The organism is Colwellia sp. Bg11-12 (assembly GCF_014076955.1).
In the GTDB taxonomy this organism is placed as follows: Bacteria; Pseudomonadota; Gammaproteobacteria; order Enterobacterales; family Alteromonadaceae; genus Colwellia_A.
Genome location: NZ_JACGUZ010000059.1, coordinates 189121 through 199525, shown reverse-complemented (window position 1 = coordinate 199525; position 10405 = coordinate 189121). Strand labels below are relative to the sequence as shown.

8 protein-coding genes are annotated in these 10405 nt (G+C 39.5%); 5 read left to right on the top strand and 3 right to left on the bottom strand.

The window, feature by feature from the left end:
* Positions 1-190: 190 nt before the first annotated feature.
* Together H4J39_RS06830 and H4J39_RS06825 are read right to left on the bottom strand one after the other, a co-directional pair.
* A complete protein-coding gene (locus H4J39_RS06830; protein WP_182226756.1) occupies positions 191-814 on the bottom strand; it encodes a cytochrome c in 624 nt (207 codons plus the stop codon).
* A 183-nt stretch (positions 815-997) separates the two neighbouring features.
* Positions 998-2233, bottom strand: coding sequence for a cytochrome c (locus tag H4J39_RS06825; RefSeq protein WP_182226754.1), 1236 nt, complete (start codon positions 2231-2233; stop codon positions 998-1000).
* 202 nt (positions 2234-2435) lie between these two features.
* Between H4J39_RS06825 and yihA the strand changes: the two genes are divergently transcribed.
* Positions 2436-3077, top strand: coding sequence for a ribosome biogenesis GTP-binding protein YihA/YsxC (gene yihA, locus H4J39_RS06820; protein WP_182226752.1), 642 nt, complete (start codon positions 2436-2438; stop codon positions 3075-3077).
* A gap of 191 nt (positions 3078-3268) precedes the next feature.
* Complete coding sequence (locus H4J39_RS06815; protein WP_182226750.1) at positions 3269-5617, top strand: Tex family protein; 2349 nt, start codon at positions 3269-3271, stop codon at positions 5615-5617.
* A 354-nt stretch (positions 5618-5971) separates the two neighbouring features.
* Here the strand turns inward: H4J39_RS06815 and H4J39_RS06810 are convergent, their stop codons facing one another.
* Positions 5972-7018, bottom strand: coding sequence for a DcaP family trimeric outer membrane transporter (locus tag H4J39_RS06810; protein WP_182226748.1), 1047 nt, complete (start codon positions 7016-7018; stop codon positions 5972-5974).
* Between the two features lie 299 nt (positions 7019-7317).
* Here H4J39_RS06810 and H4J39_RS06805 point away from each other — a divergent pair, with 299 nt between their 5' ends.
* From H4J39_RS06805 to H4J39_RS06795, 3 genes are all read left to right on the top strand, one after another.
* The gene (locus tag H4J39_RS06805) at positions 7318-9609 is read left to right on the top strand and encodes a DPP IV N-terminal domain-containing protein (protein WP_182226746.1); all 2292 of its coding nucleotides are present in this window, start codon (positions 7318-7320) and stop codon (positions 9607-9609) included.
* A 170-nt stretch (positions 9610-9779) separates the two neighbouring features.
* Positions 9780-10094 carry a TraR/DksA C4-type zinc finger protein gene (locus H4J39_RS06800; protein WP_182226744.1) on the top strand — a complete coding sequence of 105 codons (315 nt, stop codon included), beginning with the start codon at positions 9780-9782 and terminating at the stop codon, positions 10092-10094.
* Between the two features lie 9 nt (positions 10095-10103).
* Positions 10104-10355, top strand: coding sequence for a YdcH family protein (locus H4J39_RS06795; RefSeq protein WP_182226742.1), 252 nt, complete (start codon positions 10104-10106; stop codon positions 10353-10355).
* The last annotated feature ends 50 nt before the right edge of the window (positions 10356-10405 follow it).

Here is a 10405-nt window from a genome sequence, read left to right as displayed (position 1 = left end):
TCAAAATATTTGTCCTTACTTTAGAATCAATAGATTACGAATAACAGGGTGCATTTTAGTGTACGACATCAGTGGGTTTTAGCCAATAAAAAAGCAGCTCAAGTTAGCTGCTTTATGTTCAGGATGAACGGTATGTCATGATCACATGGATGTGAAAGAGTAACGATGTTCAGAGTATTATTTTGATAAGTTACTTTATCGTCGACATGTACTGCACTAAAGCGTCAATATCACTATCTTCTAATTTAACAGCTACATTACGCATCATAGCATTCCTGTCATTATAACGAGCGCCAGAACGAAAATTCTCAAGCTGAGATTTCAAGTACATAGCATGTTGTCCGGCAAGCGCAGGAAAACCAGCTTGTGACATGCCTTTTCCATCGGCGCCATGACAAGCGATACAAGCAGTAATACCGCGTTCAGCATCACCGCCAAAATATAATGCCTTACCCACTTCACTTGTTTCACCACCAGCAGACTTTAACGCTTGAGCACTATAATAAGCACCTAAATCAAGCATATCTTCGTTACTCAACGCCATACTCATACCACCCATAATAGCGTTAACACGACCATTTTTACCACCAGAGGTCATACCTTCTTTAAATTCAGCTAATTGTTTGGCTAAATAACTGGCGCTTTGCCCGGCGAGACTCGGGTACATTGGTACCAAGCTATTACCATCAACACCGTGGCATGCTGCACACATTGCAGATTTTGCCTTGCCGGCTTCAATATTGCCTTGAGCAGCATGGGAGATATTCAGTACACTTGTTCCTAATAAAACCAAGCTTAATAGTATTCTTTTCATCGATGAGCTCTCTGTATGTGGCTAATTAACTGCAACTACAAATGTATGGGCAAGGTGTTAACCTTAAGCATTGTAGTTTTTAATATAAGGCAGTTTACACGAATTTTCTCATTGTTAAATGTTACAGGCATAAAAAAGCAGCTTATTAAGCTGCTTTTTTTTCAATATTACCTTGGCACGACTTTATTTCAAAGAAGACATAAATTGCGCTAGTGCATCAATATCTTTTTGCTTCAAGCGTTTAGCTATGTTACGCATCATGCTATTACGGTCATTGTAACGTTCACCGGCTTTAAAACTGGTTAACTGAGCCGTTAAATATTCAACACTTTGGTTAGCAACTGCTGGGAAACCAGCTTTTGCGATACCCTTACCAGATACACCATGGCAAGCGATACAGGCGGTAATACCGCGTGCTACATCACCACCAAAGTATAATTTTCGCCCAAAAGCAGATTCCTTGCCATTACCTGGCGTAGGTTTTTGACTCGCAAAATAAGCACCTAGTTCAGCCATATCTTGTTCAGACAGCGCTGCTGCCATACCGGCCATAACCGCATTTTCTCGAGCACCTGATTTAAATTCTTTAAGTTGTTTCGCCGTGTACTCAGCATGTTGCCCCGCTAACTTAGGATACATTGGTACTACACTGTTACCACCTACACCGTGACAAGCAGAACAAACCGCTGATTTTGCCTTACCCGCAATCGCTTCTTCAGTAATAACAGCAACCGTAGCAACACGTTTTGCTACAACATGAGCAACGGCTTTTGTATCAGAAAAATATGCACCCATATCAGCGATATCTTCATCAGTCATTGCACCCGCAAATTGATTCATTGCATAGTTAATACGGGTTTTGTCTTTAAAAGCATGTAACTGCGTTTCAATGTACTGTGCATGTTGGTTTGCTAAATTTGGGTTGATTAATACTTTACTATTACCCTCTTTACCATGACAACCAATACAGCTAGCAATGTTACGCGACGGGTCACCTAGTTCGTAAAGGCTTTTACCTGCGATCGCATTAGCAACATAAGCAACTGGAGCCACTTCGGCAACACCAGCAACTGCATCTGTTTCAGCGCCATCTATAGAAGCGGTTGCACCACTTCTATCTAAACTTGAGAAATAAGCCGCTAAGTCGGCCATGTCTTGTTCAGATAAACCGGCAGACATCGACGCCATTGTAGCGTTAACACGTGTCCCACTTTTAAAAGCTTGTAGTTGAGTGGCAATATAATCAGCCTGCTGACCGGCTAAATTAGGGTACGTTTCAACTACACTAATCCCGTCAGCACCATGACAAGCTGCACACATAGCGGCTTTACTTTTACCTGCATCAGCGTTTCCAGCTGCTGCGAATGCGACATTAATACTCGTTACGGCAAGAATTAACGAAAAAATAATTTTATTCATTGAATGGCTCTCTGCTCTGCTACTTTTATTAAGTATTCACTAAAAAAACAAAAGGGTGGATATAAAAACTACCAACATTTTACACTAATATTGCCCCCGTGTAATAAGCACAGTAAAAATTAAGCTTAAAAAATGACACTTTTTACTGTTTCACGAGAAAAAAAAGATATAATGCTTTTTTTATTATCTATTGGACGCTATTTTGTCATCACCTGTTATTCATTTAAGTAAAGCCACTTTCACATTAAGTGCGCCGGATATTCGTCGCTTGCCTGAAGACAGCGGTATCGAAGTAGCCTTTGCCGGACGTTCAAACGCGGGTAAATCAAGCGCATTAAACACCTTAACAAATCAACGAGGTTTAGCCCGTGTCAGTAAAACACCGGGTCGTACGCAGTTAATAAACATTTTTGAAGTCGCTCCTAACAGACGTTTAGTTGATTTACCTGGCTATGGCTTCGCCAAAGTGCCGATTGAAATGAAAAAGAAATGGCAAAAAGCGTTAGGGGAATATCTAGAAAAACGTGATTGCTTAAAAGGTCTTGTTATTTTAATGGACATACGTCACCCATTAAAAGATTTGGATATGGATCTCATTCAATGGGCTGCTGACAGCGATTTGCCAATATTAGCGTTATTAACAAAATGCGATAAGCTTTCCCAGGGTAAAAGAAGTTCAGAAGTTTTGCAGGTAAAGAAAGCGTTAGCGCCGTTAAATGCTGATATTACTGTACAAGCTTTTTCATCTTTAAAATATACCGGTTTAGAAGCAGCAAACGACCTGATTTGTCAGTGGTTATCAGCTGATTTACCCACCGACCTACCCGAAAATGAAGTAGTATAATATCCCATTTAAAGCCAAGTGAGCTCATTGAAGTTAACTTGGCTTAACTTCTTCATTAAAATAAAAACAACAAGACAACATTCGTTTTTCAAACACTCGTCTTCATCAACTAAACATGCAAATTGATGCCAGTATCGAACCATGGCAATATAATGCTTTAAATTTACTCTTTCAAAAAGGCTCGTCAATTAATGGCTACCATTGCTGAACTCATCGCAACAGAACTTAACGTTAAAACCGCTCAAATAACTTCAGCAATTAGTTTGCTTGATGATGGTGCAACTGTACCTTTTATTGCCCGTTACCGAAAAGAGGTTACCCAAGGGTTAGACGATAATCATCTGCGCCATATTGATCAGCGTTTAAGCTATTTACGTGAACTTGAAGACCGTCGAAAAGTTATTATCACCAGTATTACGCAACAAGATAAATTAACGCCATCATTAGAAAAAGAATTACAACAAGCTGACAACAAAACCCGTTTAGAAGATTTATATTTACCCTTCAAACCCAAACGCCGCACTAAAGGTCAAATAGCGATAGAGGGCGGTTTAGAACCCCTTGCCAATAATCTTTATAACAACTGGACACTAACACCAGAAGTTGAAGCAAAGGCTTTTATCAATGATAATGCTGGGTTTAGCGATGAAAAATCAGTACTTGAGGGCGCAATTTACATCCTCATTGAACGTTTTGCTCAAGATGCCAATTTATTACAGAAATTGCGTAAACATTTATTAAAACAAGCGCATTTATCAAGCGTTGTTGCCAAAGGAAAACAGCAAGAAGGGGCAAAGTATCGCGACTATTTCGAGCACTCAGAATTATTAAAAAATGTTCCTTCACATCGCGCTTTGGCGATGCTTCGTGGTCGTAATGAAAAAATTCTACAACTCAGCATTAATGTAGACCCAACTCAAGAAGATAGTCATTACTCAAGTGCAGAACAAATTATTTGTGAACACTATAATTTACGCTTAACCGGACAAGCTGCCGCTGAATTTATGACTAAGGTCGTGCGTTGGGCATGGAAAATCAAATTAAGCCTGAGTTTAGAGACAGAGTTGCTAGGTAACTTGCGTGAACAAGCAGAAACTGGCGCAATAAAAGTTTTTGCCACTAATCTAAGTGATTTGTTAATGGCCGCTCCAGCTGGCGCAAAAACAACCTTAGGTTTAGACCCTGGTATGCGCACCGGTTGTAAAATTGCGATTGTTGATGCGACAGGTAAGTTATTACAAACCGCTACTATTTTCCCCCATGCACCACAAAATCATTGGGAGAAGTCATTACGAACGTTGGTGAGCTTATGTCAGCAACACAAAGTGGAATTACTGGCCATTGGTAATGGCACCGGTTCGCGTGAAAGTGACAAACTTGCGGCAGAGGTTATTCAAGCTTTAGAAAAAAATAAACCACAAAAAGTGATGGTCAGTGAAGCGGGTGCTTCTGTTTATTCTGCCTCAGAATTTGCAGCGAAAGAGTTTCCAGATTTAGATGTTTCTATTCGTGGGGCTGTTTCTATCGCACGACGATTACAAGACCCCTTAGCTGAATTAGTAAAAATTGACCCTAAAGCGATTGGTGTTGGTCAATATCAACATGACGTTAGTCAAAGCCAACTCAGTAAAACCCTCGACAATGTTATAGAAGATTGTGTAAATAATGTTGGTGTTGATTTAAACAGCGCTTCAGCCGCATTGTTAACTCGGGTTTCAGGTTTAAATAAAACCATGGCTGATAACGTAGTAGCCTACCGAGACGAGCATGGTCGCTTTAATGATCGAAAAGAACTCAAAAAAGTAGCGCGTTTGGGGCCGAAAGCCTTTGAACAAGCGGCAGGTTTTTTACGTATTGCGGGGGGTAAAAACCCACTCGACAATTCAGGGGTTCACCCTGAAAGCTATCCCGTGATTGAAAAAATCATCGCTCAACTTAAGAGTAATATTACTGATTTAATAGGCAACAGTGAGCAATTAAATCAAATTAATATCGCAGATCTCAATGATATCAATATTGGTGAGTTAACGTTTAAAGATATTGTTAGTGAACTAGAAAAACCCGGCCGTGACCCTCGCCCTGAGTTTAAAGCAGCACAATTTAAGGAAGGGGTGAATACGATTAACGACTTAACTGTCGGTATGATACTTGAAGGCGTTATTTCAAACGTTGCCAACTTTGGTGCTTTTGTCGATTTAGGTGTTCATCAAGATGGCTTAGTCCATATCTCATCACTCACTGATAAGTTTGTTAGCGACCCACGTGAAGTGGTTAAAGCAGGCGATATTGTTAAGGTAAAAGTGATGGAGGTTGATGCTGCAAGAAAACGTATTAGCTTATCAATGCGTTTAGATGAAACAGTTACCTCGAAGTCAGAGCAAAAAACTTCTGCCAATAAGCCTCATGAACGATCACAGAATACCGTTGCAAAAAATACCAAACCCAATCAGCAACGAAGTGCAAAACCACAACCGAAGACGAATGACAATGCGGCAATGGGTAATGCCTTTGCCGATGCTTTTGCTAAGTTAAAAAAGTAGTAGAAGGGTGATATTGGTACTGAAGTTATCCGTATCAACGACAAAACCCTGTAAAACTTCGTCATACTGAACTTGTTTCAGTATCTGTGCTTCTTGTCATATGCACAAACTAGATCCTGAAATAAATTCAGGATGACGGTTATTTATTCTAAAGACTTCGTCATGCTGAACTTGTTTTTGTATTAGGGTGACGTCCTGTACATATGCGTTCTTTGCCATCCATGGCACCACGACATACCGTTCATCCTGAACATAAAAAAGGGGAAGCAAAAGCTTCCCCAAACAACCTCAGAATAGGAGGTCAACTAACGCAAGAACGTGTGAATTTCTTTTGTCTGTATGTCGATTTATGACCTATAAAACATATTTTGCTGAAAATTGTAGGTAATCGGAGTCAACATTTTTATCTTCCATTTCAAAGTTACCCACTTCAACACCAAATGATAATTGCTTGGTCACATTTTTGAATAAATTTACGCCCCAATGGGTACGGTCATAATCAGCGACATCCGTGGTTGTATTGCCATAAAATGCTGTGCTTCGTAACCCTTCAGACCAAAAGTGACGATAAGCAACACTAATTGACGTTGTTTCTTCAACTTCTTCACCAATTAAATCTTTTGAAGCCGTAACGCCGATATAACGACCAACTTCACCACCATGGAATTGAAAGCGAAAATCATCTTTGCCAAATGTATTTATACGGCCAGAAATACCATAGCCCAATGCTGACTCTTCGTTACCACCAACGGTTTGTAATTGCTTGGCTACCGCAGCAATAGCCACGTTACCCCAATCACCTTTGAAATTATAACGACCAATAATATCCGGCATTGAGTCGTTACCACTTACACCACCGTATGATTCTGGATTTTCAACAGAGACTTGAAAATTACCCATGGTGTAACGTACTTGTCCCTGACGAATAAATGCTGCTGCTACTAATGGTCCACCAAAATCAGCCGCTTCAGCAAGCGCACTGGTATTGACAAAAGTTGACCATGTTTCACCAATTAATAGATTTTTGTATTTAATAAAAGCGTGACGAATACGTGGGTTTGATGAATTAGAAATAATTTCGTTGCCTCCCCCTCTAACCGCCTCGCCATAGAAATCCATTTCAATAAAACCGGTTAAATCACCATGTTGATATTTGGTATTAATACGCGATTCATTAACCGCAATACCAAAGTTCGAAATACTTTCGGTTAAAGCTGTACCACTACCATACCAATAATCTGTTGCTGCGACGGTGCCATCGGTGTAACGTGCATCAGCTTTTATATAACCACCAAAAGTAATGGTATCGTTATTGTCTAATTTAATTTCGTAAGCCGCATTTGCAGTGCCCGCCAACGCTAATAATCCTGTTGCTAATAGAAGCTTTTTCTTATTGAACATTTTGCTATCCCCGTTTGTTGTGTATTAGCCTTGGAAAAACTGCAGATACGATCCTTTGGCTGCTTTTTATCGTTTTATTATTATTTTATTTTCATAACTTAAAACGTTAATGAGCATTTAGAAATTAGACATAAGTCTAAAGCGGATGTTTTTTATTGCTAATTTTGATTAATTCACCTTATAAAATCGTATATTTAACGATAATAACACTCGAAACCATAAGGAAATGTTAGGCTAAAAATAGCATTACTTGTATTATTATCAGGTGAATAACTCATAATGAAAAAAGGTAAATTTAGATGAGAAAATCTCTTATTCTTGCCAGTGGCGTTGCACTTATTTCTGCTCTAACGCCAACCGTTTTGTCAGCAAAGCAGCTCAGTGTTGACGACTACAAAAAGGCAGAGCAGCAACTAGCAAGCCATACCAGTAAATTAGTAACTGGTACTGTTGATTATCCTTTATGGTCAGACAACGGTACGTTGGTCTACCGCAGCCATACAAAAGACGGCGACCAGTTTTTCAAAGTTAATACTAACAGCCAAAAAAAATCGCTTGCTTTCGATCATAAAAAGCTAGCTGACTCACTGGCCCGCATTACAGAAACCGAAATAAATCACGATAAACTCCCTTTTTATCAAGTAGAATTCACCTCAGCAAGCAACATCAAACTCTCAGTAAAAGCGAAAAGTTACCAGTGTGATTTAGAGACTTACTTATGTAATCTTGATGAATTAGCACAAAAAAGTGATGAGAATGTATCACCTGACGGTAAACAAGCGGTATTTATTCGTGCACATAATTTATGGTTGCGTGACTTAACAACAGACAAAGAAAGCCAGCTAACCACAGACGGCGTTAAAGATTTTGGTTATGCGACCAATAACGCAGGTTGGGTGCGTCGTGACTCACCCGTAGTGACTTGGGCACCGAATTCAAAAAAATTAACCACTTTTAAGCATGATGGTCGTAAAGTTGGCGACATGGGCATTGTTTCAACCGCTGTTGGTCATCCTGACATTGACGTATGGAAATACCCCCTCCCAGGTGACGAACATATTTTTGCTATTCATCGAGTCATTATCGACATTGAAACTCAAAAAGTAACACCACTTGATATGGAACCCGATGCTCATCGCTCAACAATTACTGACCATGTCGCAGGACGTAATGGTGAGTTATTAGATATAGATTGGGCTGATGACAGCAACACGTTTGCTTTTGTTTCTTCAACGCGCGATCACAAAACTGCCACGTTAAAAATTGCTGATGCTAATACGGGTAAAATAAAAGTTGTTATGTCTGAAACGCAAAATAGCTTTTTTGAGTCAGGTGTTGACGGTATTAGTTGGAAATACCTAGAGAAAAGCAATGAAGCCATTTGGTTTTCACAGCGAAGTAATTGGGGACATTTATACCTTGTTGATTTAGCGACAGGTAAAATCAAACAACCTATTACCAAAGGCGATTGGACCGTTATTGAATTACTACATGTTGACCAAAACACAGGTAAGCTAATTTTCACTGGCGCAGGTAAAGAAGGTGGCGATCCCTATTACCATTACCTCTATAGCGTAAACAAAGATGGTTCTGATTTAACCTTATTAACACCAGAGAAAAAACATCACCGTATTACGTTAAACAAAGCAGGAACACACTTCTTAGATCGCGCAGCGACACCAACAATTGCTGAAACGAGTAGGGTTCGCGCAATTGATAATAAAAAAGAATTCACCATTGAAACTATGGATATCAGTAAGTTAAAAGCTTCTGGTTGGAAAGCTCCAGTTGAATTTATTGTAAAAGACAGAAACGGTGAAAATGACATTTACGGTTTACTGTACAAACCAACAAATTTTGACGCCAGCAAGTCTTACCCTGTCGTTAACTATTTATACCCGGGTCCACAGGTAGGAAGTATCCGAGGTCGTCATTTCCGCAGTTCTCGTGGTGACAATCAATCAATTGCTGAATTAGGCTTTATTGTGATTGAAATTGACGCGTTAGGCACGCCGAGTCGCTCGAAAGCGTTTCATGACTTTTATTACGGCAACATGGGTGACAGTGGTATTCCTGATCAAGTGTCCGCTATTCAGCAGTTAGCTAAAAAACATAGCTGGATTGATGCAACGCGCGTGGGCATTTGGGGGCATTCGGGTGGTGGTTTTGCATCAACTCGTGCTTTATTAACTTTCCCAGATTTCTACAAAGTGGCGGTATCGCAAGCCGGTAATCATGATAACCGTAACTATGCTGACGAATGGGGCGAGAAATACCATGGTCTTGAAGTAAAAAATGAAGATGGCACCAGCAACTACGATAGCCAAGCAAACCAGTTATCGGTTGAAAGCTTAAAGGGCAAGTTATTGATTGCTCACGGCACAACCGATACTAATGTTCCGCCTTACAATACCTTGATTGTGGTTGAAGCTTTGATCAAGGCTAACAAAGATTTCGATATGTTAATGCTGCCAAACCGTGGACATGGTTTTGCGCGCGAACCTTACATGATGCGTAAGCGTTGGGATTATTTCGTAGAACACTTAATGGGTGCAACACCACCAAAAGAATTTGTTTTCTCTAAAAAATAAAACACTTCATAAATAATTCTTAAAAAAGACGCTTCAAGCGTCTTTTTTTATTGCTTCGAAATATATTTATAATCATTTGCTTGTTCACCTTTGCATGAGCTAGATCAAGGAAATTAGCTAACATTTGCATAAAATGAAGTTATGGCCGTTAACATTCAAAGGAAAATGATATGAAAAATCAAGAAATACTCGCCTCTTTAACGGAGAAAAAATCTCAGTTGGAACATCGTATTAGTGCTATCGAAGCCGACTTTCACAAAGGCCGCTCGCCAGACTTTGCTGAACAAGCTACCGAAACAGAAAATGATCAAGTACTCGATGAAATTCATCACGAAGCAAAGGCTGAATTAAAGCATGTTATTGCCGCATTAAATCGTTTAGAAAATGATAAATATGGTTTTTGTGCAAGCTGCGATACTGCGATTAACACTGAAAGATTACACGTTTTACCTTACACAACCACTTGCATCAACTGCGCACAATAAGGAAGAAAAATGATAATAGAAAAACATGATTTACACCACGAATTTCCAGAATTTTCTGATGAAATACATAATCTTAAAATGAATGACGCACATTTTGCTCGCTTATTCAAAGCCTACCATGAGCTAGATCAAGAGGTACGCCATATAGAACAAGGTGCTGAAAATACTTCTGACGAATATCTAGACCAACAAAAAATGCAGCGCTTACATTTAAAAGATGAATTATTTGCAATCATCAAAAAAGAAAAAGCCACCACCTAACGAATAACACTAGACAAAGTTTAAAATCTATTTATTGTAGTTAATGCCTC